At 35.4% G+C, this 22,921-nt stretch carries 23 protein-coding genes; 10 read left to right on the forward strand and 13 right to left on the reverse strand.

Annotation, left to right across the window (positions count from 1 at the left end; genetic code table 11):
* Positions 1–12: 12 nt before the first annotated feature.
* From EQG68_RS04225 to EQG68_RS04260, 8 genes are all read right to left on the reverse strand, one after another.
* Positions 13–393: a GxxExxY protein gene (locus EQG68_RS04225; protein WP_129463532.1), complete on the reverse strand. Its 381-nt coding sequence runs from the start codon at positions 391–393 to the stop codon at positions 13–15.
* Between the two features lie 45 nt (positions 394–438).
* On the reverse strand, positions 439–2,199 hold the full coding sequence (locus tag EQG68_RS04230) for a BatD family protein (protein WP_129463533.1): 1,761 nt from the start codon (positions 2,197–2,199) through the stop codon (positions 439–441).
* Positions 2,200–2,205: 6 nt separating this feature from the next.
* A complete protein-coding gene (locus tag EQG68_RS04235; RefSeq protein WP_129463534.1) occupies positions 2,206–2,997 on the reverse strand; it encodes a tetratricopeptide repeat protein in 792 nt (263 codons plus the stop codon).
* Positions 2,994–4,037, reverse strand: coding sequence for a vWA domain-containing protein (locus EQG68_RS04240; protein WP_129463535.1), 1,044 nt, complete (start codon positions 4,035–4,037; stop codon positions 2,994–2,996). The genes EQG68_RS04235 and EQG68_RS04240 overlap by 4 nt, the downstream gene beginning before the upstream one ends.
* 1 nt (position 4,038) lies before the next feature.
* Positions 4,039–5,040, reverse strand: coding sequence for a vWA domain-containing protein (locus EQG68_RS04245; RefSeq protein WP_129463536.1), 1,002 nt, complete (start codon positions 5,038–5,040; stop codon positions 4,039–4,041).
* Between the two features lie 2 nt (positions 5,041–5,042).
* Complete coding sequence (locus EQG68_RS04250; protein WP_129463537.1) at positions 5,043–6,656, reverse strand: BatD family protein; 1,614 nt, start codon at positions 6,654–6,656, stop codon at positions 5,043–5,045.
* A 46-nt stretch (positions 6,657–6,702) separates the two neighbouring features.
* Positions 6,703–7,569, reverse strand: a complete 867-nt coding sequence (locus EQG68_RS04255; RefSeq protein WP_129463538.1) for a DUF58 domain-containing protein — start codon at positions 7,567–7,569, stop codon at positions 6,703–6,705.
* An 83-nt stretch (positions 7,570–7,652) separates the two neighbouring features.
* Positions 7,653–8,657 (reverse strand): AAA family ATPase, encoded by a 1,005-nt coding sequence (locus EQG68_RS04260; protein ID WP_129463539.1) that lies wholly within the window; start codon positions 8,655–8,657, stop codon positions 7,653–7,655.
* 256 nt (positions 8,658–8,913) lie between these two features.
* On the opposite strand from EQG68_RS04260, the gene EQG68_RS04265 reads away from it, so the two are divergent.
* The 6 genes from EQG68_RS04265 to EQG68_RS04290 all read left to right on the forward strand — a co-directional run bounded on the left by EQG68_RS04265 (position 8,914) and on the right by EQG68_RS04290 (position 14,013).
* Complete coding sequence (locus tag EQG68_RS04265) at positions 8,914–9,786, forward strand: aldo/keto reductase (protein ID WP_129463540.1); 873 nt, start codon at positions 8,914–8,916, stop codon at positions 9,784–9,786.
* 72 nt (positions 9,787–9,858) lie between these two features.
* The gene (locus tag EQG68_RS04270; RefSeq protein ID WP_129463541.1) at positions 9,859–10,776 is read left to right on the forward strand and encodes a T9SS type A sorting domain-containing protein; all 918 of its coding nucleotides are present in this window, start codon (positions 9,859–9,861) and stop codon (positions 10,774–10,776) included.
* Between the two features lie 71 nt (positions 10,777–10,847).
* Complete coding sequence (locus EQG68_RS04275) at positions 10,848–11,999, forward strand: ATP-binding protein (RefSeq protein ID WP_129463542.1); 1,152 nt, start codon at positions 10,848–10,850, stop codon at positions 11,997–11,999.
* Positions 11,992–12,723 (forward strand): metallophosphoesterase family protein, encoded by a 732-nt coding sequence (locus EQG68_RS04280; protein WP_164975383.1) that lies wholly within the window; start codon positions 11,992–11,994, stop codon positions 12,721–12,723. The genes EQG68_RS04275 and EQG68_RS04280 overlap by 8 nt, the downstream gene beginning before the upstream one ends.
* 232 nt (positions 12,724–12,955) lie before the next feature.
* A complete protein-coding gene (locus EQG68_RS04285; RefSeq protein ID WP_129463544.1) occupies positions 12,956–13,441 on the forward strand; it encodes a DUF6646 family protein in 486 nt (161 codons plus the stop codon).
* Complete coding sequence (locus EQG68_RS04290; RefSeq protein ID WP_129463545.1) at positions 13,441–14,013, forward strand: PhnA domain-containing protein; 573 nt, start codon at positions 13,441–13,443, stop codon at positions 14,011–14,013. The genes EQG68_RS04285 and EQG68_RS04290 overlap by 1 nt, the downstream gene beginning before the upstream one ends.
* A gap of 111 nt (positions 14,014–14,124) precedes the next feature.
* On the opposite strand, the gene EQG68_RS04295 is transcribed toward EQG68_RS04290, so the two are convergent.
* The 3 genes from EQG68_RS04295 to amaB all read right to left on the reverse strand — a co-directional run bounded on the left by EQG68_RS04295 (position 14,125) and on the right by amaB (position 16,821).
* Complete coding sequence (locus EQG68_RS04295; RefSeq protein ID WP_129463546.1) at positions 14,125–14,499, reverse strand: carboxypeptidase-like regulatory domain-containing protein; 375 nt, start codon at positions 14,497–14,499, stop codon at positions 14,125–14,127.
* 79 nt (positions 14,500–14,578) lie between these two features.
* Positions 14,579–15,184 (reverse strand): hypothetical protein, encoded by a 606-nt coding sequence (locus EQG68_RS04300; protein ID WP_129463547.1) that lies wholly within the window; start codon positions 15,182–15,184, stop codon positions 14,579–14,581.
* 83 nt (positions 15,185–15,267) lie between these two features.
* Positions 15,268–16,821: an L-piperidine-6-carboxylate dehydrogenase gene (amaB, locus tag EQG68_RS04305; RefSeq protein ID WP_129463548.1), complete on the reverse strand. Its 1,554-nt coding sequence runs from the start codon at positions 16,819–16,821 to the stop codon at positions 15,268–15,270.
* 273 nt (positions 16,822–17,094) lie between these two features.
* Between amaB and EQG68_RS04310 the strand changes: the two genes are divergently transcribed.
* From EQG68_RS04310 to EQG68_RS04325, 4 genes are all read left to right on the forward strand, one after another.
* Positions 17,095–17,514 carry a T9SS type A sorting domain-containing protein gene (locus EQG68_RS04310; RefSeq protein ID WP_129463549.1) on the forward strand — a complete coding sequence of 140 codons (420 nt, stop codon included), beginning with the start codon at positions 17,095–17,097 and terminating at the stop codon, positions 17,512–17,514.
* Between the two features lie 77 nt (positions 17,515–17,591).
* Positions 17,592–18,980 carry a T9SS type A sorting domain-containing protein gene (locus EQG68_RS04315; RefSeq protein WP_129463550.1) on the forward strand — a complete coding sequence of 463 codons (1,389 nt, stop codon included), beginning with the start codon at positions 17,592–17,594 and terminating at the stop codon, positions 18,978–18,980.
* Between the two features lie 52 nt (positions 18,981–19,032).
* The gene (locus tag EQG68_RS04320; protein ID WP_129463551.1) at positions 19,033–19,524 is read left to right on the forward strand and encodes a T9SS type A sorting domain-containing protein; all 492 of its coding nucleotides are present in this window, start codon (positions 19,033–19,035) and stop codon (positions 19,522–19,524) included.
* Between the two features lie 79 nt (positions 19,525–19,603).
* Positions 19,604–20,998, forward strand: a complete 1,395-nt coding sequence (locus EQG68_RS04325) for a T9SS type A sorting domain-containing protein (protein WP_129463552.1) — start codon at positions 19,604–19,606, stop codon at positions 20,996–20,998.
* Between the two features lie 257 nt (positions 20,999–21,255).
* On the opposite strand, the gene EQG68_RS04330 is transcribed toward EQG68_RS04325, so the two are convergent.
* The gene (locus EQG68_RS04330; RefSeq protein ID WP_129463553.1) at positions 21,256–21,792 is read right to left on the reverse strand and encodes a 3-hydroxyanthranilate 3,4-dioxygenase; all 537 of its coding nucleotides are present in this window, start codon (positions 21,790–21,792) and stop codon (positions 21,256–21,258) included.
* A gap of 87 nt (positions 21,793–21,879) precedes the next feature.
* Positions 21,880–22,644 carry a prohibitin family protein gene (locus EQG68_RS04335; RefSeq protein WP_129463554.1) on the reverse strand — a complete coding sequence of 255 codons (765 nt, stop codon included), beginning with the start codon at positions 22,642–22,644 and terminating at the stop codon, positions 21,880–21,882.
* Positions 22,645–22,921 lie beyond the last annotated feature (277 nt).

The raw sequence follows: 22,921 nt of genomic DNA on the forward strand, positions 1-22,921 counted from the left end.
GCACAAAGGTCACTATTGAACGCCATTGATTACTCTTCGAACTCCATTTTTTAATTGTTTAACATTAAAATTAATTAGCATTCCTAATTTACATTCTGTCAACTTCAAATAAGTCAAAATTTGAGCTAAATGAACTTCATTTAATGCTTCAACCGATTTCACTTCAACAATAAATTTGTCTTCAATTATTATATCGATTCTGTAGCCAACATCCATTTTTACTTCTTCATAAATTAAAGGTAACGCTTTCTGTTTTTCTACTTTTAACGATTGCTTTTTTAATTCATAAAACAAACACTCTTCATAAGCACTTTCTAACAATCCCGGACCTAAAGCCTTGTGAACTTTTAAGGCGGCTTCAAAAACTATTTTTGAGATTTCATCTTCACTCATAGTAAACTTTTTGTGCTCTTTGTGCCTTCTTAGTGACCTTTGTGGTTAACTAATTTGTTTTTCTAACTCCGAAATTACCTCTGCTGCTTTGTCAAAATCCTGCTGCATCGCTACATTTGAAAACTGAGCGTATCGAGCTAATTCGCAATTTTCGGTGATTTGAATAAATTTTTCTATCGTTTCAGGTTGTGCTTTTTTATCGGCTAAAAATTCTTTGATTAATTCTTTGCTCATTTCAGAGGTTTCAATTTTTAATTTCGCTTTCAAAAAATTGTGCAACGATTTTTCCAAAGCCACATAAAATGGTTCTTTGTTACCGAGTTGTTTTTTGGCTTCGGATAAATATTTCTTCGCCAATTTATTGTTCATTTTCAATTTATTACCCATCACATCACCATCGATTGCTTCTTTTTTCTTCTTGAATAATATGATAAACGGAATCAATAAAAACGGAATTCCCAACAAAACATAATACGTAGTTGAACCAAAGAAATCTTTTTTATTGATTTGTGATAATTTGGTTTTTAGATGAATAAATTTGAATTGCTCTTGGGCATCGACAGTTTTTTTCGCTACCGAAGCATTCCCCGGATTATCATTTCCTGCATTAGGCGATGTTGGTCCATCTGCCACATTAATCGTAATTTCATCGGAAGTAATTGTTTTATAACTGTTCGTTCCTAAATCGAAATAAGAAAATTGTATCGGTTTAATGTTATAAATCCCTTTGAATTGCGGAATAATCGTGTACTTGTCTGAGATTTTTCCGTTCATACCACTTAAGGGAGTATTTACTTTTTCGGAATGAACCGGATCATACATTTCTAAAGCAGTTGGAACGACCGGTTTAGGCAAACTAAACAATTTCAAATTTCCGGTACCGGAAACACTTACTTCCAAATCCATACTTTCTCCATTTTTTAAAGTGGTTTTAGAAGGTATTACTTTGAAATCAAATTTACCAACGGCACCTGAAAAATCAATTGGTTTTCCGTTCTCGGGAAGTGGTTTTACGTTGATGATTTTGCTTCCGGCGGAAACGCGTTTGTGGTCTTTGGTCAGCATTACCTGACCGAATATATTTCGTCGATTGGTTGGTAATTCTACATCAATATCTAACGAAAGTGGTTCAATTTCCAATTTCCCTGATTTTTGCGGATATAAAACGGTTTTTCGTAATACTACATAACGAAATCGTTCCCCATTATAGGTTCCTTCTTCGGCAACTAATTGTTTAATGTCGATGTTTTGGCTCCAAAAATCATTGTATTTGGGTTTGTCTAATTCACGCCAATTTGAAATACCGATGTTGTGGCTGAAATATAATTTGTAAACTACTGTGATGGGTTCGTTTAGATATGGATTGGTTTTGCTAACCTCAGCCACCAAATGCAACGCATCATTAATCGATACGGAATTATCGTTTGGATCACGCGGTTGCTGCACGGCATCGGTAACTTTGATACTGATTGGGGTGGTTTTATAAACTTGTCCGTTGTATTCAATCGATGCCTGTTTGATGGAAATTGTTCCTTTTTGAGTAGGCAATAAAAAATAAGAATACGTTTTGTTAAAGGAACTTTTTCCGTTAACCCAGGATTGACTCACTTGCTGGCTTGGTCCTGCCAATAATCGAAAACCTTCAAACGATGGAGGCACAAAATTATCACCATCCACATTCATGGTAAAGTCAATTCGCAACCGTTCGTTTAATCCCAAAGATGTTTTACTCGCTTTGGCGTCAAATTGAACTTGTGCAAAAAAAGTTTGACACGTTAATATTAATATGAATAACAGTTTTTTCATTTTCAATTACCAGTCTTTTTCCGTTTGAACAGGTTTAGCTTTCACCTTTTGAAGGTTCATTTTTTCCTGCACTTTCTTTTCCTCATTATTTACGGCGTCTAGTAGATTTTGAACACTTTCCTTTGAAATTCCTGAAGGTTGTGGTTTAGGTTGACCGCCTTGATTTTGGTCTTTCTTCTGATCGCCTTCATTCTTATCTTCGTCGTTATCGCCTTTATTTTTATCTTTATCTCCTTCTTTTTTTTCGTCTTTTTTGTCTTTATCGCCGTCGCCTTTGTCTTGCTTTTGATCGTCTTTTTTATCGTCCTTTTTGTCCTCTTTCTTCTCGTCTTTTTTGTCTTGGTTTTGGTCTTCCGGATTGTTTTTTAAATATTCCTTTGCCAATGCATAATTGTAACGGGTTTGCTCGTCGGAAGGATTGTTTCGTAAGGCATTTTTATAGGCTTCAACTGCTTTTCCATATTGTTTTTCTTTCATATAAACATTGCCTAAATTATGCAATGCTTTGTGTTTTTCTTCTTTGGTTGTTGCCTTTTCAAAGGCTTGCGAATAGGCGTATTTTGACTCACTAAATTGCTTTTGTCTGTAAATTGAATTCCCTAAATTATACGATGGTTTAGCACCCGATAATCCTTTCGAATTGGAAATACGGTATTGTGCTTCTGCTTCAGCATAATTTTTTTCGATGAAAGCTTCATTTGCTTTGGGCAAAATTTTATCTTTTTCTTTTTTCACTTCCTCTTGAGCGAACATTAAAAAAGAAAATAACAAACAAATTAAAAAAACGATTTGCTTCATGATTCCTTTTCATTAAATAAATTCAACTTACTAATCCAATCTGTTTTTCTTTCTAACAGGAAAATATCGATAAACAGCAAGGCAAAAGCTATGCCTAAAAACCATTGAAATTGCGATTGAAAATCGGCTACTTGTGTCGTTTCAAATTCAGTTTTTTCAATATTGTCTAATGCATTTTTTACATAATCCAACACCTCTTTTGTGTTTCCGCCGTAAACATAACCTCCTTTTGTGCCTTTTCCTATTTGTTTCAGGATTTCTGCATTCATTTTGGTTACCACAACCTCATCGTTTTGATCGCGTTTAAAATTCTCAACTACACCATTTAGTTTAATTGGAATCGGTCCACCTTTTTCGGTTCCAACACCAATGGTGATTACTTTTGCTTTTATTTTAAGAGCTTCTTCAATGGCTCCTTCTACTCCGTCGGAATGATCTTCTCCATCCGAAATCAAAATAATTAATTTGTTGGTAGCGTTCCCTTTATCAAAATAATTAGCCGATAACTTAATCGCTTCTTCCAACGATGTTCCTTGCGACGAAACCATATCGGTATTCATGTTTTGCAAATACATTTTTGCCACACCGTAATCTGTGGTTATAGGCAAAACAGGAAAAGCACTTCCGGCATAGGCTACCATTCCGATTCGGTCACTTCCTAATTGATTGATAATTTGCGAAACAATTTGTTTGGTTTTATCCAATCGGTTGGGAGCCATGTCTTCGGCCAACATACTTTTGGAAACGTCGATGGCAAACACCACATCAATTCCTTCCCGTTTTACGGTTTCCATTTTACTGCCAATTTTTGGATTGGCTAAACCAATAATTAAACTTGTCAACGCTAATAGAAAAACGGTAATTTTTAATACCGGCTTAAAAATAGACTTTTCAGGGCTCAATTTTTTCACTAATTCTACATCCCCAAACTCGCGTTGCTTCTTTCTTTTCCAATATAAATTGACTAAAAAAAGTATCACTATTATTGGGATAACAGCTAAAAAGTACAAATATATTTTTTCGTCTATTTGTGAATACATATTATATAAAACCTCTAAAAATGGTTTGTTTTAATAAAATTTCTATCAACAATAATAAGCCTGCAATCCAAATTAATGGGCGGAATTTTTCATCGTAATTGTAAAACCGTTGTTCTTCAATTTCGGTGGTTTCCAACTTATTAATTTCGTTGTAAATTTCCTCTAATTTGCTGTTGCTTGTAGCTCTAAAATATTTACCATCGGTTTTTTTGGCGATGCTTTTCATTAATGCTTCATCAATTTCAACCGGCATCATTCTGAATAAAAACCCACCGTTTGGTGCATAGGCATAGGGAAATTCTGCCATCCCATTTGTTCCGATTCCAATCGTATACACTTTAATTCCGTATTCTCTGGCAATATCGGCAGCTGTTTCCGGTTCAATAAATCCGGCATTATTTACCCCATCGGTTAATAAAATTACAATTCTACTTTTGGCTTTACTATCTTTCAAACGGTTTACTGCGGTGGCCAATCCCATTCCAATTCCGGTTCCGTCTTTCAGAACATTATCGTACTTAATACTTTTGATGGCATCAATCACAATCGATTTATCACTCGTTACGGGAGTTTTGGTATAACTTTCGGCGGCATACACCACTATACCGAAGCGGTCATTAGGTCGGTCTTTCACAAAGTTTGCCGCCACTTTTTTTAATGATTCTAATCGATTAGGTTTTAAATCCTTGGCGAGCATACTTCCGGAAACGTCGGTAGCCATCACAATGTCAATTCCGCGAGTGGTTTTGGTTTTATTACTTATATCCACTGTTCTTGGGCGAGCTAAAGCAACTATTATGGCACTTAAAGCCAACATTCGCATGACAAAAAGCAATGGCTTCAATTTGGGTAGAATGGAATTTTTTACTTTAAACCCTTTTAATGAACTTACTTTTAAAGTAGGTGTTTGCTTATTCCTTTTCCAAATATACCAAGCAATTGCCACCGGCAGTAGGGTGAATAACCAAAAAAACTGTGGATGTAAGAAAGTGATATTTTCCATGGTTATTTGATTATAGCAATTTCAACCGAATTCATTATCCGCTCTGTTATTTCATTGGCCACTTCATCGCCTTCTTCATGCAATACAATGATTTGTTGTAATCCGCCTTCTTGACCAAAATAAATTACTTCGTAATAGGCTTTTCTACTTTTTTTAGTAATAGGATCTAAAATATCCATGGTGCCATAGCCTTTTAAACCTTCAACGCCTTCTTTGGTGCTGAATTCTTCTTGTTTTACTAATATATTTTGTGCCCCATTGGCCTCCATCATTTTTAACGAACCCTCTAAAGCTTGGGCCAATTCAATTTTGATTTCTTGTTTGAATTTCGTGGTCATGATGGCAATGTAAAAATGATCCATCATGGTGCCATAACCAAATAGTTGCATATCGGCCATTTCAGCCACTTGCTGTCCGCTCATCATTTTGGAAATATCCATTCGTTTGAGCACTTTTGGGGTTTCGATTTTAATGGCGGGATTTCCGTATTGACTTGAAACCCATTCGCCTTCCAATAATTCTTTGGTTGGATGACCAATGATGTTATCTTTTAAAAAATCGAAACCTTTTATTGCAACAATAATCCCCAATGAAATAAAAAGTACAACTACCGCAGAAACGAGGATAAGGGTTCTTTTCTTTGCTTTTTTTCGTTTTAATATTTTCGCTTGATTGGCTTCATTATCTTCTAATTCTTCCTCTTCCACTTCTTCCGGTATCGATTGATGAATTTTGTAAATGGTTTTTTCTATTTTTATTTTATCATCCGCAATCTCAAATTCTAAAGGTTTAGATTTGGCAAATTTTACCAAGTCGGCTTGTTTTAAAACCTTTTCCAAATTTTTAATAGTTTCATCGGTTAAAGAAAGTTTCTTTTTAACCACGGCTATTTTAAAAGCCGCAATCAATTCATCAGTCGTACTTTCCATTGCCGGAATTTCGATGGCTTCTTCGATATACGTTCGGGCAATATCAGTCAATTCGGAGTAATATTCTTTCACTTCACCTCGTTCAACCAAGCTCTTTTTTTCTAATGATTTTAGGTGTGCTGTGGCCTTTTCAATTGGAGAAGCATAGATAATTTCTTCTTCAACCGGTTTTTTATTTCTTTTTCTCCAATAAATAATCAAATTAGCGATCCCGGCAATTCCAATCAAAATCAATACAAAAATCCACCAATTGGAATAATCATTCGGAACGGTCGAAATATCTTTGATATCATACATGTGTTGCTTCAACGTATCGACTACAACAGGAAGAATTTCAACTAAAACACTATCCGTTACATAGGGTTTTGAATTAATAATCACTTGAAGAGAAGGAATCGTATATCTTCCACTATCAAATTGCGTTAAACCATATTTTTTGATCAGTTGATAAGTATCATTTTCTTTAATAGTATCGGTGGGATAACTTTCTAAAACCTCTAAACTGCCAAATAATTTTCCTTCCGGAAAAGCCACTTTTGAAAGTGTATCAACCGTTGTTTTAAACGTCAAATTAATTTGTGCACCAATTTTAACCTTGGTACTGTCAACCGAAGTAGTTACTCTTTTTTGTTGAGCAAAAACGAAGGTTGAAATAAGTAGAAAGAATATATATAATTTAATTTTCATTGTCTGTTTCACAGCGATTACAAAATTTTTTGAAATTGGCGTATGATTATCTTGATTTAAAATAGGTTAGTAATTTGGTCACATAACTTTCATCAACTCTTGTATTAACTGTTCCTGAACCACATTTTGAGAATGTTTCTTTAAAAAAAGTTACTTTCTCATGATAATATTTTTCATATTCCATTCGGATGGCTTTTGAATTGGTGTTCACTAACATCGTTTCGCCCGTTTCAGCATCCAACATATTCACCATTCCGATATTTGGCATTTTTTCTTCTCGAATATCAAACACACGAATTCCGGTGATGTCGTGTTTTTTTCCGGCAATTTTCAAGGTGTGTTCGTAATTATCATCCGTAATAAAATCGGAAATAAAAAATACGATGGCTTTCTTTTTCATCACACTCGATAAAAATTTCAACGCATTGGAAATGTTTGTTTTATTACTTTTTGGTTTAAATTCAATCAATTCACGAATAATTCGCAACACGTGTGATTTCCCTTTTTTAGGCGGAATGTAAAGTTCAATTTCATCGGAAAACAAAATCAAACCAATTTTGTCATTGTTTTGAGTGGCTGAAAAAGCCATTGTTGCAGCGATTTCAGTTACAATTTCACTTTTCAACTGATTTTTTGTGCCAAAACTTTCCGAACCCGAAATGTCCACCATCAACATCATGGTTAATTCTCTTTCTTCTTCAAACACTTTAATGTATGGTTCGTTATAACGTGCGGTTACGTTCCAATCGATGGCACGCACATCATCACCAAATTGGTATTGACGGACTTCGGAAAAAGTCATCCCACGACCTTTAAAAGACGTATGGTATTCTCCCGAAAAGATATGATCACTCAATCGTCGGGTTTTGATTTCTATTTTTCGTACTTTTTTGAGTAAGTCTTTTGTTTCCATTCTTTCTTTGTTTCAGGTTTCAAGTTTCAGGTTCTCTTTGTTTCAGGTTTTTAAACTTGAAACATTAAACTTGAAACAAAAAATTAAGGTACTTCAATCTCGTTTACAATTTTATTAATGATTTCAACCGAAGTGATGTTTTCTGCTTCAGCTTCGTATGTTACACCGATACGGTGACGCAACACATCGTGCACAACGGCACGCACATCTTCGGGTATCACATAACCACGCCGTTTGATAAACGCATAACATTTTGCTGCTGTGGCCAAATTAATACTTCCACGAGGAGACGAACCAAAGCTGATTAATGGTTTTAAACTTTCTAATTTATATTTTTCGGGGAAACGCGTTGCGAAAATGATATCTAAAATGTATTTTTCAATTTTCTCATCCATATAGACTTCACGAACGGCTTGTTGAGCCCGTAGAATTTGATCAATGGAAATTACCGCATTTACTTTTTCATAACTTCCTTTTAAATTTTGACGAATCACCAATCGTTCGTCTTCCATTTTAGGGTAATCAATGACCGTTTTTAGCATAAAACGATCGACTTGAGCTTCCGGTAACGGATAGGTTCCTTCTTGTTCAATTGGGTTTTGAGTAGCCAAAACTAAGAACGGTTTGTCTAATTTAAAAGTTGTATCACCAATGGTTACCTGTTTTTCCTGCATGGCTTCTAATAAAGCCGATTGCACTTTGGCAGGAGCACGGTTAATCTCATCAGCTAAGACGAAATTGGCGAAAATTGGTCCTTTCTTGATGGAAAATTCATTTTGTTTGATGTTGTAAATCATGGTTCCAACCACATCGGCAGGTAATAAATCCGGTGTAAATTGTACACGACTAAAAGTACCTTGTACGGCTTGAGACAAGGTGTTTATGGCTAACGTTTTAGCCAGACCGGGAACACCTTCCAATAGGATGTGTCCTTGTCCTAAAAGTCCAATCAACAAACGTTCTACCATGTGTTTTTGGCCTACGATAACTTTGTTCATTTCATACGTTAGCAGGTCAATAAAAGCACTTTCTCTTTCAATTTTTTCATTAATCGCTCTGATGTCCAGCGTAGTTGTATTTTCTTCCATGATTCCTATTTTAAAAGCTCGAATTTAGTATGTATAAATTAACAGTGCAAATTGAAAATTTTATTCCTTTCAAGATGTTAACATACCGTTAAAACTTCAATAAAATCATGGGTTTTAAGAGTGATTTGTGATTTAGTTTTTATAATTTTAAGACCGATAAGAAAAAAGTTGTAGGAATGAAAGTTGAAGGTTTCAGGTTTCAGGTATAAACCGCCCATTCACTTTCACCCTTAATCTATTACCATAAGTTATAAAAATAATGAAAACTACATTATCTCCTGTTGTAGCAGGAACCATGAATTGGGGTGTTTGGGATAAAAATTTAAGTGTTACCGAAATGGCCAACCTCATGCATGTTTGCCTGGAAAATAAAATTTCCACTTTTGATCATGCTGATATTTATGGCGGTTACACCACCGAAGCAACTTTTGGTGAAGGCTTTAAACAAAGTAAAATTAATCGCTCAAAAATTCAATTGGTTTCAAAATGTGGTATTCAATTAGTAACTAACAATCGAAATAATAAAATCAAACATTATGATTATTCAAAGGAGTACATTATTTGGTCAGCAGAAAATTCGCTTAAAAATTTAAAAACTGATTATTTGGACGTTTTTCTTTTACATCGCCCAAGTCCTTTAATGCAAGCTGATGAAATTGTCGAAGCGATTGAAAAGTTGAAAAAAGACGGGAAAATATTAGATTTTGGATTATCAAATTTTACTCCATTTCAAACTGATTTGATTAAGCAAAAAACAAACGTTTCATATAATCAAATTCAGTTTTCGGCAACGCATTTAGAACCTATGGTAGATGGAAGTCTAAACCACATGCAAATTCACCATATTCGACCGATGGCATGGAATCCATTAGGAACAATTTTTAGAGAAGATACCGACCAAACCCGACGTTTAAAGAAATTATTAGCTCGATTGGTTGAAAAATATCATTTTGGTTCGGATATCATTTTATTGGCTTGGATTATGAAACATCCGTCCAAAGTAATTCCCGTTGCCGGTACAGTGAATGTGGCTAGAATTCAACAACTACAAAAAGCATCTGAATTAATTTTAGACCCAGAGGATTGGTTTGAAATTTGGGATGAAAGTAGAGGTAAAGAAGTCGATTAAAAAAAGAATGTAAAAAATTAATATGAAAAGAAAAATTACTAATTTTCACAAAATTTTTAAAATCAATACTATATGAAAAAACTTTACTCTTTTTTACTTTTAGCAAGCTCTATCAGTTATGCTCAAACAGTGGTTTTTGACCAACCTGTTACCGGAACCAACGGAATTGTTTCAACAGTTTTGTCTAATGGCAATGCTGTTTATTCTGCTGACGATTTTTCAGTTGCAGAGGCAACAAAATTAACCAAATTAACCGTTCGTGGATTTCAAAACCAAGGAGATTTTTTAACCTTATATCAAGGTTTGAGAATGGTTATTTACACCAATAGTGCCACAAACACTCCTTCGGGTATTCCTGGTGGAGCTGCCGGAACTATTATTGCGGAACTTGACATAACCGGATTAAACCCAAGCGTAAATGTTTTTCAAGATGAAGAAGGAGGAGAAGTTACTTTTGAAATAGACTTTTTAACCGCATTCACAACTGATATCATTGTTCAACCGGCTACAACATATTGGTTAACAATTGCTCCAAAAATGAATTTAACTGCTTATACTGGTGCAACTCGTTTTAATTGGTATACTGGAACAGGTGCTTCCGGAACCAACTATCCGGGTCAATTAGTAGATCCTGCTAATGCTTTTGGTGCAAACGCAACGAATTGGACAAATATTGCTACTTTAACAAATAATGCGGCCTTTAACAATTTATCATTTACGTTTGAAGGCGATACCAATTTAAGTGTAATTTCTCAAGAATTTAATACGATTAATGCGTTTCCTAATCCAACAGCTGATTTTATAACTATAACACAAGGTAATAATTCATATGAAAATCTATCTTTTCAAGTTTATGATTTGAATGGTAGAAAAGTAATTGAAACTAAAGATTCAACCATAGATGTTCAACATTTAAACGCAGGCGTTTACTCTGTTCATGTTTTTTCGGATAAAACAAAAATTGGCGTCCAAAAAATAGTGAAAAAATAATTTCACACATATAGCTAAAACGCTCAATAAAATTAAATTATTGAGCGTTTTTCATTTAAAATAAATTCAAAATGATTAACAAACGCCTTCTTATCAAAAACCTCCTAGCTCACAACGATGAGAGTAGTTTTTATGATAAAAAGCGTCAATTGAATTTGCATACTAAAGAAGGAAAAGCGAAGTTTTTGAAACATATTTGTGCTTTGTCGAATTCTAACCCAACTAACAATTCGTACATTGTAGTTGGTGTTGAAGATCAAGACAATGAAATTACCGGTGATGATTTTTTTGATGACAGTAGAATTCAAAATCTGGTGAATGCTTTTTTAGAAAACCCGCCTAAAATACAATACGAAAATGTGCCGTTTCCCAATTTACCTAAAGATAAAGTGGTGGGTTTAGTCACTATTAAACCAAACAGTAAAGTTTCTGCTTTTAAAAAAGGAATATATACCATTCCGGCAAGAACGGTTTTTGTTCGAAGAGGGAGTAATTCTATTCCGACCGAAGAGAAAATTCCATTTTCAAAAATGAATACTGAAACGGTGATCGGGATTGAAAATAATTCGCGAAACAGTATTTCACATACTTTAGAGGGTGTTTTGGATTTTATAAACAATCGCCACAAAGACATGGCTACCAAATACCATGTTTTCAAAGAGCTTTTTGTGGTTTGTTGGGCCGGAAATAAGAAAAAAATACGTGACAAAACATTTTATTCTCGTGTAGATATTGAATTGATTAACGAACAAGTTAAACTTTTTTATTCCGCTTTTGATGAGGTTTCAATTGATTATGATGACAAAACTTTTTCAATTACTGAATATGTTCCATTGGGATTGAATGACAAAACGAGTTATTATCCGTTAGAAAAACAAATCTTAACTTTTTTTGATAATGGATATTATAAAATTGAAAATGAATTTTTATTCGAACCGCCACAATACAATCGTAAGATGATGTTTCATATTTATAATTCTAATTTGGCTTTACTACAAAAATTACAAAAAGGAATTGGTTTAAATATGACAGACCAAAAGGATTTAGTAAATTTGCCGTCAACCTTAATGATTTGTTATTTGAACGGTTTTGAAGAAGCCAAACAAAAATTAATCGACGCGAAAACATCCTTAAAATCCTTTGAAAATCCTTTGGTTTATACAAATTTTAAAGAAACCCTTCGGATTTTGAGGAAGGTGAAATATGATAAAAATAATGACTAAAACGTTCGTAATAGGTGACATCCACGGTGGTCTTAGGGCTTTGCACCAAGTGCTCGAAAGAAGCCAAACTTCTAAAAAAGACACCTTAATTTTCTTGGGTGATTATGTAGATGGCTGGAGTGAGTCGCCGCAAGTAGTAGATTTTTTAATTGAATTAGGGAAGCAACAAAACTGTATTTTCATTCGCGGAAACCACGACGAATTGTTACTCAATTATTTAAAAACTAACGATTACAACCAAGAATGGTTCAAACACGGCGGTCAATCAACCATTGATGCCTATGAAAAAGTTTCGATTGTTACACGATTAAAACATATTGATTTTTTAGAAAGCCAACTAAAAGATTACTATTTAGACGAACAAAATCGGTTGTTTATTCATGCCGGTTTTACCAATGTAAACGGGATTGCTTATGAATATTATCCTCGCCTTTTTTATTGGGATAGAACCTTATGGGAAACCGCTCTTTCGCTCAATCCGGCATTAACAAAAGAAAGTCCTTACTATCCGAAAAGGTTTACTTTTTACAATGAAATTTACATTGGTCATACGCCCACCACTCGCATTAATGAAACCATTCCCGTCAACAAAGCGTGTGTTTGGAATATCGATACCGGAGCGGCATTTTATGGCCCCCTTACGATTTTAGATGTCGATTCTAAAGAATATTGGCAGAGTGAACCTTTGCCGCAATTGTATCCCAATGAAAAAGGAAGGAATTAAGACTATTTAATTTTAGAACACAGATTTTAAAAATTTTAGAAATTTTAAAAATCTATTGATAGTATTTCACCTAATAGGTTTAAAAAAAACTTTCAGGTGAAAGTCTTATAACAAAATCAAATTATCCAAATTACTCCAATTTTTAAAATCCGTGTTCATTAATCACTTGAAAATTCAATATAACTTCACCATTATTTACTAAAAATCATACCTTTGTAAAAATTTTATAACCATGAAAAAAATATTTGTAGTAGGACTATTGTTCGGTTCTCTTTTTGCGAATGCTCAAGCATACAAAGGCAAAGGAGACCAAAAATTTCAAGTAGGTGCTAACATTCAAGACCACGCAACCGGAATCACCTTGTTTTATGACCGTGGGATTGGAGAAAACATGTCAATTGGCGTTCAAACTGTTTACTTGTTAAGTGTGGATGGTGACGCTTCTAAATTTGAAGACGAATTTGATATCAAAGCTCGATTCAGTGCCAACATCGGAAATGTTTTAAAATTACCGGCAGAGATGGATATTTATCCGGGTTTAAATTTAGGATTACGTAATTTCGGTGCTCATGCCGGCGTTCGTTATTTCTTTTCTGAAGGGTTTGGTTTGTTTTCAGAAGTTGGTTTCCCAATTGCTTCTTATAACAATGACCCTATTGGGTATGAAAAACTAAACAATCAATTCCAATTTAGTATCGGAGCTTCTTTCAATTTATAATGACTATTACCGAAAAAAGATTAAGAGACCGAAGCGGTTCGCTTTGTGAAATCAGCGGCTCAGACGAAAATTTAGTGGTATATACTGTTGCTCCCAAAACGGAAGAAAGTGTAGAAAACAGCATTTTAATCACTGAAAATTTAAAAAATCAAATCGAAAATCCGGAAACTACCAATCCGGACGATTGGCGAGGTTTGAATGAAAGCATGTGGAGCGAACATTTACCGGTGCAAATTGTCTCTTGGAGAATGTTGGCAAGATTAAAAAACCACGATTTGTTGGACATGATGTATCTGGAAGAAGAGGCCTTAGAATGGGCTAAAGCAACCGGAGAAGGCGATGACGACGAAAGTAAAATCATCCACAAAGATTCCAACGGAAACATCTTGAAAGATGGAGATTCAGTGGTTTTAATCAAAGATTTGGATGTAAAAGGAGCAAACTTCACGGCTAAACGCGGTGCTGCCGTTCACAATATTAAACTAGTTTGGGACAATGCCGAGCAAATTGAAGGCCGAGTGGAAAACCAACATATTGTTATTTTAACGCAGTATGTGAAGAAAACGAAATAATGTGGCAATTAGTCCATTAGACAATGTGTTAATGGAAAGAAAATTAAAAAACCCTGCTAACGTAGTAATACTTAGCAGGGTTTTTCGTGTATAAAACAAAACAAACATGTCTTAATTGGGTAGTAATTCCACCGTTACTTGTTGAGGAATAACATGGCAAATATCTGCTGTTACAACGATTGGTTCAGTAGTAAAGGTTTGATAACCCTCTTTGGAAACGGTTACGATATAAGTCCCTGCTCGTTCCCAAGCTCCGATAAAAACCGGAACTTCTTCGTTAGGAAATTGTTCCAACGTTTCCGTGTAAGAACCATCTTGAGCAATTACCGTAACCCCAGAGCTCAAAAAATCCCCGGTTACTGCATCTTTTACCGTAATGTTTAAACCGGCTTTTGCTTCTTGCGTACAATAAATTTCATCATCCTCTTCGCAGGTAGTGGCGAGTAAAAAAGGTGTGCATGCCAATAATAAAAAAATCTTTTTCATGTTTTCATTTTTTGATTATTGAATAGATGCTAAAAAAGTGGAAAAGTTGCGTCGTTAAGTTTATTTTATACCTTTCTTTCTAAAAAATCACTCCTAAACTCAATCCAAAGCCATTTGCCTTTATTACATTGTCTGATGTTCCAATCCATTCATCAGTAAAACTTACTGTTTTGTGAGCATAATAAATATCTGAAACTAAGAATAAATTGTTGGCCACTTTAAATTTATACCCTGCTCCAATGTTAAAAACCATCCCTTTTCTAAACTTTGAATTCTCTCCTCCAATTCGAACACTTGGTCCAATGTTTAAAAAAGTGTAAAAAGAATCGCTATCATCAGCAAAATAAAACCGTGTATCTAAAACAATTGGCAATGTATTGAAATTTGGATTATGATAGCCATCAAGACCAACCCCAATTCCTAGAGAAAATGATGGGAACAAAAAATAGCCATTTATGGTTTGAAGACTCCAAGCATGGGCTTTGTTTGTCTCCAAATCTGAAAAAATATTTCCTTCTCCCTCTATAAAGCGTTCCTGTTTAAGATTAGTAACGCCGATATATCCAAATCTTGTAATATTGAAAAAACCAACATTCTTATTCTCGTCTTTCAAAACTTGTTTTTCTGTTTGTCCAAAACAATAAATAGAGATCACAAAAAAACTAAAGGCTAAAATAAACTTCATTTAATAATTTTTATAAATGTTCACTTAAGAATAATTACTAAACAATAATTATTCTTAAGTGAAAAAAATTAATTTTTTAAAAACTACAAATCAAACTTAATCCCTTGTGCCAATGGCAAACTGGTAGTATAGTTAATTGTGTTGGTTTGTCTACGCATGTAAATCTTCCAAGCATCTGAACCGGATTCGCGACCGCCACCGGTTTCTTTTTCGCCACCAAACGCTCCTCCGATTTCGGCACCTGATGTTCCTATGTTAACGTTGGCAATTCCGCAATCAGAACCGGCGTGAGATAAGAAGGCCTCTGCTTCTCGCAAATTATTGGTCATAATGGCTGATGATAATCCTTGTGCAACACCATTTTGAATTTCGATGGCATTGTGCACATCACCGGAATATTTTAGTAAATATAAGACCGGAGCAAACGTTTCGTGTTGTACGATTTCAAAATGATTTTCAGCTTCTGCGATGGCTGGTTTTACATAACAACCACTTTCATATCCTTCACCTGATAAAACACCACCCTCTACGATGATTTTTCCTCCTTCATCCACTACTTTTTCTAACGCTTTTTTGTACATTTCTACTGCATGAACGTCAATTAGCGGACCCACATGGTTGTTTTGGTCTAACGGATTTCCGATGCGTAATTGTCCGTATGCAGAAACTAAAGCATCTTTTACTTTATCATAAATACTTTCGTGAATGATTAACCTTCTAGTGGAAGTACAACGTTGTCCGGCCGTACCAACGGCTCCAAAAACGGCTCCGATTACAGTCATTTTGATGTCGGCATCAGGAGTAACGATGATGGCATTGTTTCCACCTAATTCAAGCAACGAATTTCCTAAACGAGCGGCACAAGCTTGGGCAACAATTTTACCCATACGGGTTGAACCGGTTGCAGAAACTAATGGAACACGTTTGTCGTGTGTCATTAATTCACCTACTTTGTAATCGCCGTTGATTAAACATGAGATTCCTTCAGGTAAATTATTTTCTTTCAATACTTCGGCAATGATGTTTTGACATGCCACGCCACAAAGTGGAGTTTTTTCAGAAGGTTTCCAAACGCAAACGTCTCCACAAATCCAAGCCAAAGCGGTATTCCAAGACCAAACGGCTACCGGAAAGTTAAAGGCCGAAATGATTCCCACCACACCAAGCGGATGATATTGCTCGTACATTCTATGTCCGGGACGCTCGGAATGCATCGTTAAACCGTGTAATTGACGAGATAAACCTACAGCAAAATCGCAAATGTCAATCATTTCCTGTACTTCGCCGTACCCTTCTTGGAGTGATTTTCCCATTTCGTAGGAAACCAATTTCCCGAGTGGTTCTTTGTATTTTCTTAGTTTTTCACCAAACTGACGAACGATTTCACCTCGTTTTGGAGCCGGCATTAAACGGAAAGTCTTGAACGCTTCGGTGGCAGTTTGCATTACTTTTTCGTAGTCAGCGGCGGTAGTTGTTTTAACTTTGGCAATCAATTGACCGTCAACAGGAGAATAACTTTCGATGATTTCTCCGTTTGAAAAATGGTTATTTCCGGTGGAAGTTCCTTCGTTGATGGGTTTTATACCTAATATTTCCAGGGCTTCGGTCATACCGAATTGTTGTGCGATAGTTGACATTATAACTTTTTTAAAGGTTTTTGTTATATTTTTTGGCGAAGATACCGAATTTTTTAAAAATTATTATGCCTTTTACACACAAAAAGGAAATGTTTAGGAAAGCTAAAACCATTGAAAACACTAAACTCTTAAAGTTTAGGTTTAAAAAAAACACTTTGTTTTAAGTCCTTTTTAAACATATTAAAACACTGATTTTTAATTTTTTATAAATATTTGTATTGGGGATTTGTATTTCTTTTCTTATATTTGGATAGGTAACTAATCATTTTATTTATGAACCTTGCTTATAATAATTTTACTAAATATTGCAAAGAGTTTTTACTCACCGGTACCGATGCAGAAGGCAATACCTGCCTCTATGAATTTGATTTAGTGCTTCCGCCATGTGTACAAGAACCGATAACTACACGCCCGGCACAGGCTATTGCATCTGACCAAATAGTTGAAGAACCTCTACTTGTCCTTTCCCCAAATCCAACACAAGATACCGTTACTATTCAGTATAATGGTTTTGAAAAAGATATGTCTTATTTTGTTTATGATTTAACAGGACGACTAATGACACAGGGAGAATTGTCTGTTAAACAAAATAACCAAGCTTTACAAACAAGTAATTACCCTTCTGGAATTTATATTGTGGTTATTAAAGAAGGTAATCTATTGTATTCACAACACAAATTGGTTAAAAAATAATTGAGCTAATTGAGGCTGTCTAAAAAATTAAACAGCCTCAATTTTTACTTTTTCTACATAACTTTAACAAAAAAATTATGAAAACGAATTGTATTTTTCTAAAAATAGGTTTCTTGTTGTTTTTTAGTACGCTAACTTATTCCCAATGTTTTACTAAAATCAGCTCGGGAGATTACCATATAGCAGCTACAAAAAGTGATGGTTCAATTTGGACATGGGGATGGGGAAACTGGGGACAACATGGAAATGGCTTAGATTTTGAATTATACTTTCCAAATAATTATGGGAGCTCAAGCTTTCAATGGAAAGAAATCAAAGCAGGTAAATATAGTACTTATGCAATTAGACAAGATAATACTCTATGGGGAAGCGGTGGTAATGATTTTGGTCAAATGGGGGTTGGCAACACAAATGTAACAATTTTAAATTTTACGCAACTGGGTAATGGTTTAACTTGGAAACATATCTCAGCAACTAACCACACTTATGGTATCCAAACCAACGGCACCTTATGGGGTTGGGGGCAAAACGATGCACAGCAAATGGGAGGTGGTGCTTCTTGTTGCAGTAATGTGCTATCACCTGTTCAAATTGGCAGTGATAGCGATTGGAGACAAGTGGAAGCTAGCCAAGCAAGAAACGGTATCGCTTTAAAAGAAAATGGCACCTTATGGGGTTGGGGGATGAATAATGGCATGTTAGGTACGTCGGGGGTACAAACCGTGAATTTTCCCACGCAACTTGGAACTCAAACCGATTGGGAATTTATTTCGGTAGGAGGAAATCATGCTTTATGTCTCAAAACCAATGGCGAGCTATGGTCATTTGGCGGTAATAGTCATGGTCAAGCCGGAACAGGGTTTAATCAAAGTACTCCTCATCGGGTAGGCGATGAGTTTTGGATTTATATTTCGGCGGGTTTACAATCCTCTTATGGTATTAAATCAGATGGTACGCTTTGGGCTTGGGGTCGCAATCATCAAAATCAGTTGGGTGATGGCACAACTTCCCAACGAGATGAACCTATACAAATAGGCACAGATACCAATTGGGTTGCTGTGGCCGGTGGTTCTTTTCATGCCGTTGCCTTAAAATCCGATGGCTCTCTTTGGGCTTGGGGTAACAATCAATTTGGGCAGTATGGTAATGGTACTACGGCTACTTCTCCTACTCCTTTGTATATTCCTGTAGAAGGATGTACCTTGAGTGTAAGTGATTTTCAGCAAGTGCCCGTTGTGATGGCTCCAAATCCGGCTAAAGAAAAAACAATGTTACATTTTAAAAATTCCCTTGAAAAAGTAACTTTAACCGTTTATGATTTATCAGGAAAAATAATGATTAGTCAAGAAATTGAAGGGTTAAACGAATATAATTTAAATACAAGTGATTATCCGGTAGGTGTTTATTTGGTTGAGGTAAAAGAAAATGGTAAATTGGTGGGGAATTATAAATTGGTGAAGGAGTAATATTTAAGTTAATCGCCCCTCTCTCCTTTGGAGCTGGGGTAAGGTAAAAAACATGCAAACGAAAATTATAAAAATACTGTTCTTTTTTGGAATTGCTTTCAACGGTGTTTCCCTTCATGCCATTACGGTAGTGCCATTAGGTAATTTTGCAGGAGGACTGATTGAATTTTTAATTACCGGTACCGATGCAGAAGGCAATACCTGCCTCTATGAATTTGATTTAGTGCTTCCGCCATGTGTAGAAGAACCGATAACTACACGCCCGGCACAGGCTATTGCATCTGATGAAATATACAAAGAACCTGTACTAGTTCTTTCGCCTAACCCAACACAAGATACTGTTAGTATTAAATATATTGGATATGAATCTGATGTTGAATTAAATGTATTTGATTTAACCGGTCGTTTAATGTCAACTGAGCAATTGCCTATAAAATCAAACAATCTGTTACTCAATGTTTCTTCTTATCCAACAGGCATTTACATTGTTGTTATAAAACAAGGCGAAAAACTTCTTTCTCAACACAAATTGGTTAAGAATTAATCTATTTCATGGAGACTATCTACAAAAAATAAATAGTCTCCATTTTACTTTTTTTACATCTCATTTTAACAATTAAATTATGAAACTAAAAGACTTTTATATAATAATGCTTTTTTTGTTTGTTTTTGCATCACAATCTTACGCTCAGTGTTTTACTAAAATAAGCACAGGAACTCAAGGACATGTTGTGGCAATGAAAAGTGATAATACTTTTTGGACTTGGGGTTCAAATAATGGCTGGCAAATGGGGAATGAATTTAATATACCTGAATATTTTCCAATTCAACTTTCAACTTTAAATGATTGGATTTTTGCCTTAGCTGGGGAAGAAAATAATACTTTTGTAATTCGAAGTGATAATAAATTATTTGGTATAGGAGCAAATCAATTTGGTCAATTAGGAATTAGTAGCTCTGTCGTTGGTCTTTCATCTTTAACTCAAATCGGTAGTTCTAATTGGAAACATATCTCTTCTTCAGCTCACTCTTATGGCATCCAAACAAACGGTACTTTATGGGGTTGGGGTCAAAACGATGGTAGCCAAATGGGAGGTGGTGCTTCCTGTTGCAGTAATGTGCTATCACCTGTTCAAATTGGCACGGATTCCGATTGGAGACAAGTAGAGGCAAGCCAAACCCGTTCCGGTCTTGCCTTGAAAGAAAATGGTACACTGTGGGGTTGGGGGACTAATAATGGTAGGTTAATAACAACGCCAAGTGTTCAAGTTGTTCCCTTTCCAATTCAAATAGGAACAGATACTGACTGGGAAATTATTAGTGTTGGTTCTTCGCAATGTTTAGCCTTAAAAACAAATGGAACATTGTGGAGTTGGGGTGCAAATAGTTATGGCCAAAATGGTACAGGCTCTAATTCCAATATTCCTCAACAAGTTGGAAGTGATACTTGGCAGTATGTTTCAGCGGGTCTTTTGTCTTCATATGGTATTAAATCTGACGGTACACTCTGGGCTTGGGGAAGAAATAACCAAGGACAATTAGGCGATGGTTCAAACATTGAAGAAAGAGAATTTCCGGTACAAATAGGCACAGATACAAATTGGGTAGCAGTGGCTGGAGGTGCATTTCACGCCGTTGCCTTAAAATCCGATGGCTCTCTTTGGGCTTGGGGTAACAATCAATTTGGGCAATATGGCAATGGTACGACGGCTACCTCGCCTACACCGTTGTATATTCCTGTGGAAGGATGCACCTTGAGTGTAAGTGATTTTCAACAAGTACCGGTCGTGATGGCTCCTAATCCGGCGATAGATAAAACAACCTTACATTTTAAAAATTCACTTGAAAAAATAACCCTAACCGTTTATGATTTATCAGGAAAAATAATGATTAGTCAAGAAATTGATGGCTTAAACGAATATCATTTGAATACAAGTGATTATCCGGTAGGGATGTATTTGGTAGAGGTAAAAGAAAATGGTAAATTGGTGGGGAATTATAAATTGGTGAAGGAGTAGCTTTGGACATATCTATTCATTTAACGTCTCATGGAAAAAGGTTGAGTTATTTTTAAAACACTTCTATTAAAACCTAATTGCAGCCCCGATGGTAGTGGAAAGCTTTTTTAAGAAAAATTTTTAGTTTTGTTGCCAAGCAAAAGCGACCAAGGGAAGCTCTTTGGGTGGCTTACAAAACTTAATTTTTATTGAAAAACTTGTAACGGACAGCGGGAAATGTCTGCCGAAATTTTAGTTTCAAGTTTCAGGTTTTAGGTTCATTTTGCGACGAATCGCGGATCGGTTTCCATGACGGTGCCGCAATTTTTACAGGTTCTAAGTGCTTTGGAGTTATAGAAATGTTGAAAATGACCTAAGAAATCTTTTTCGATGTCTTTGAGTTCAAAATAGACTTCGTATAATTTGTGGTTACAATTGTCGCAAAACCAGAGTAATCCGTCGGGAATGTCTTGTCCAACACGCTTTCGTTCGACGACTAATCCGATGGAATTTTCTTCTCGCACGGGTGAATGAGGGGTTTTGGCAGGAAGTAAAAACATGTCGCCGGGACCGAGTTGCATGGCAATTTTTTCACCATTGTCTTGCACATAAACGGTAATGTTGCCTTCGAGTTGGTAGAATAATTCTTCGGTTTCGTTGTAGTGATAGTCTTTTCGTGCGTTGGGTCCTGCCACAATCATGACGATGTAATCACCGGAGTCAACGTACAGGTTTTTATTCCCAACAGGCGGTTTAAGCAGGTGACGGTTTTCATCAATCCATTGGGTAAGATTGAACGGTTTTTGAATGGCCATTTGTATCGGTTTTAGAAAGGTAAATTTACAAAATAAAAAAAGCCGAAGGAAATCGGCTTTGGAATTTATTTTTAAGGACGAAATTTACTAGTCTATTAACATCGGTGTTTTACCATCTGTAACAATAATTTTACTGTTTGGAGACTTCGATAATTCCTGAAAAGCTTCAATAGAACGGAGTTTAATGATGTCATCATTCAACCCTTCTGAAAGAATTTTTTGAGAGTCTCTCGTTCCCTTAGCTTGAATGATTTTTCGTTCGGCTTCCAGTTTTTCTTGTTGAAGGACAAATTCCATTCGCATGGCTTCTTGTTCGGCTTGCAATTTTCGTTCAACAGAATTGGCTAACCCTTCCGGTAATTGAATGCTTTTCATCAGAACCGATTCCACTACAATACCTTGTTGGGCTAAAACATTCTCCATTTTAATTTTAATTTCTGTTTCAATTGTAGCCCTCATGCCCGAATGCATGTCTTTGGCAAAAAAGTTAGAACTCACATCTGCCGCAGCAGAACGAAAAACGTTGGAAATGATGTTTTCATAAGCCAATCCATACGTATTGATAATGGTCGCTACTTTGTCTTTTTCCAAACGATACAAAATGGAAACATCCGATTGTACACTTAAACCCTCTTTACTGGGCAAACTTAAATTGAGCACCAAATCATTGGTTTGGATGGATGCTTTCACAATTTTACTGGTAAAAGGATTGTAAAAGGCAGGACCGTCAGTGGTGATTTCATTGGAGAGTTTTCCTAATCGTTGTTTAATTCCCACTTCGCCGGGGCGAACAATTGCACAACTTTGAAATAATAACGTTAGTGCTGACAAAATTATAAGATTCTTTTTCATAGCTTTTTTCTTCAAATTTACGCATGGAATTTCATTTGTTTTTATTTATAATTTTAATGAAAAACATAATTTTTTCTTATGAATAAAAACGTAAATAACTAGTAAACAGTGTTTTAAAAATAAATGATGTGAAAAGTAAATTTAACGAAGTTAAGGATATGTTAATTTGAATTTAACAATCTTCCGAAAAGGAATTCATTTAAATTAAAAGTTGAAAAAACCCAAATTAAACCGTGAAGAATTATAACATAAAAAAAGCCGATTTACATCGGCTTTA

It is taken from the genome of Flavobacterium piscinae, assembly GCF_004122145.1.
Taxonomy (GTDB): Bacteria; Bacteroidota; Bacteroidia; order Flavobacteriales; family Flavobacteriaceae; genus Flavobacterium; species Flavobacterium piscinae.

What these genes read in the sequence shown, in the direction of transcription:
- EQG68_RS04225 (WP_129463532.1), bottom strand. Translation starts at nt 393, where the DNA reads ATGAGTGAAGATGAAATCTCAAAAATAGTTTTTGAAGCCGCCTTAAAA.
- EQG68_RS04230 (WP_129463533.1), bottom strand. Translation starts at nt 2,199, where the DNA reads ATGAAAAAACTGTTATTCATATTAATATTAACGTGTCAAACTTTTTTT.
- EQG68_RS04235 (WP_129463534.1), bottom strand. Translation starts at nt 2,997, where the DNA reads ATGAAGCAAATCGTTTTTTTAATTTGTTTGTTATTTTCTTTTTTAATG.
- EQG68_RS04240 (WP_129463535.1), bottom strand. Translation starts at nt 4,037, where the DNA reads ATGTATTCACAAATAGACGAAAAAATATATTTGTACTTTTTAGCTGTT.
- EQG68_RS04245 (WP_129463536.1), bottom strand. Translation starts at nt 5,040, where the DNA reads ATGGAAAATATCACTTTCTTACATCCACAGTTTTTTTGGTTATTCACC.
- EQG68_RS04250 (WP_129463537.1), bottom strand. Translation starts at nt 6,656, where the DNA reads ATGAAAATTAAATTATATATATTCTTTCTACTTATTTCAACCTTCGTT.
- EQG68_RS04255 (WP_129463538.1), bottom strand. Translation starts at nt 7,569, where the DNA reads ATGGAAACAAAAGACTTACTCAAAAAAGTACGAAAAATAGAAATCAAA.
- EQG68_RS04260 (WP_129463539.1), bottom strand. Translation starts at nt 8,657, where the DNA reads ATGGAAGAAAATACAACTACGCTGGACATCAGAGCGATTAATGAAAAA.
- EQG68_RS04270 (WP_129463541.1), top strand. Translation starts at nt 9,859, where the DNA reads ATGAAAAAACTTTACTCTTTTTTACTTTTAGCAAGCTCTATCAGTTAT.
- EQG68_RS04275 (WP_129463542.1), top strand. Translation starts at nt 10,848, where the DNA reads ATGATTAACAAACGCCTTCTTATCAAAAACCTCCTAGCTCACAACGAT.
- EQG68_RS04280 (WP_164975383.1), top strand. Translation starts at nt 11,992, where the DNA reads ATGACTAAAACGTTCGTAATAGGTGACATCCACGGTGGTCTTAGGGCT.
- EQG68_RS04285 (WP_129463544.1), top strand. Translation starts at nt 12,956, where the DNA reads ATGAAAAAAATATTTGTAGTAGGACTATTGTTCGGTTCTCTTTTTGCG.
- EQG68_RS04290 (WP_129463545.1), top strand. Translation starts at nt 13,441, where the DNA reads ATGACTATTACCGAAAAAAGATTAAGAGACCGAAGCGGTTCGCTTTGT.
- EQG68_RS04295 (WP_129463546.1), bottom strand. Translation starts at nt 14,499, where the DNA reads ATGAAAAAGATTTTTTTATTATTGGCATGCACACCTTTTTTACTCGCC.
- EQG68_RS04300 (WP_129463547.1), bottom strand. Translation starts at nt 15,184, where the DNA reads ATGAAGTTTATTTTAGCCTTTAGTTTTTTTGTGATCTCTATTTATTGT.
- amaB (WP_129463548.1), bottom strand. Translation starts at nt 16,821, where the DNA reads ATGTCAACTATCGCACAACAATTCGGTATGACCGAAGCCCTGGAAATA.
- EQG68_RS04310 (WP_129463549.1), top strand. Translation starts at nt 17,095, where the DNA reads ATGAACCTTGCTTATAATAATTTTACTAAATATTGCAAAGAGTTTTTA.
- EQG68_RS04315 (WP_129463550.1), top strand. Translation starts at nt 17,592, where the DNA reads ATGAAAACGAATTGTATTTTTCTAAAAATAGGTTTCTTGTTGTTTTTT.
- EQG68_RS04320 (WP_129463551.1), top strand. Translation starts at nt 19,033, where the DNA reads ATGCAAACGAAAATTATAAAAATACTGTTCTTTTTTGGAATTGCTTTC.
- EQG68_RS04325 (WP_129463552.1), top strand. Translation starts at nt 19,604, where the DNA reads ATGAAACTAAAAGACTTTTATATAATAATGCTTTTTTTGTTTGTTTTT.
- EQG68_RS04330 (WP_129463553.1), bottom strand. Translation starts at nt 21,792, where the DNA reads ATGGCCATTCAAAAACCGTTCAATCTTACCCAATGGATTGATGAAAAC.
- EQG68_RS04335 (WP_129463554.1), bottom strand. Translation starts at nt 22,644, where the DNA reads ATGAAAAAGAATCTTATAATTTTGTCAGCACTAACGTTATTATTTCAA.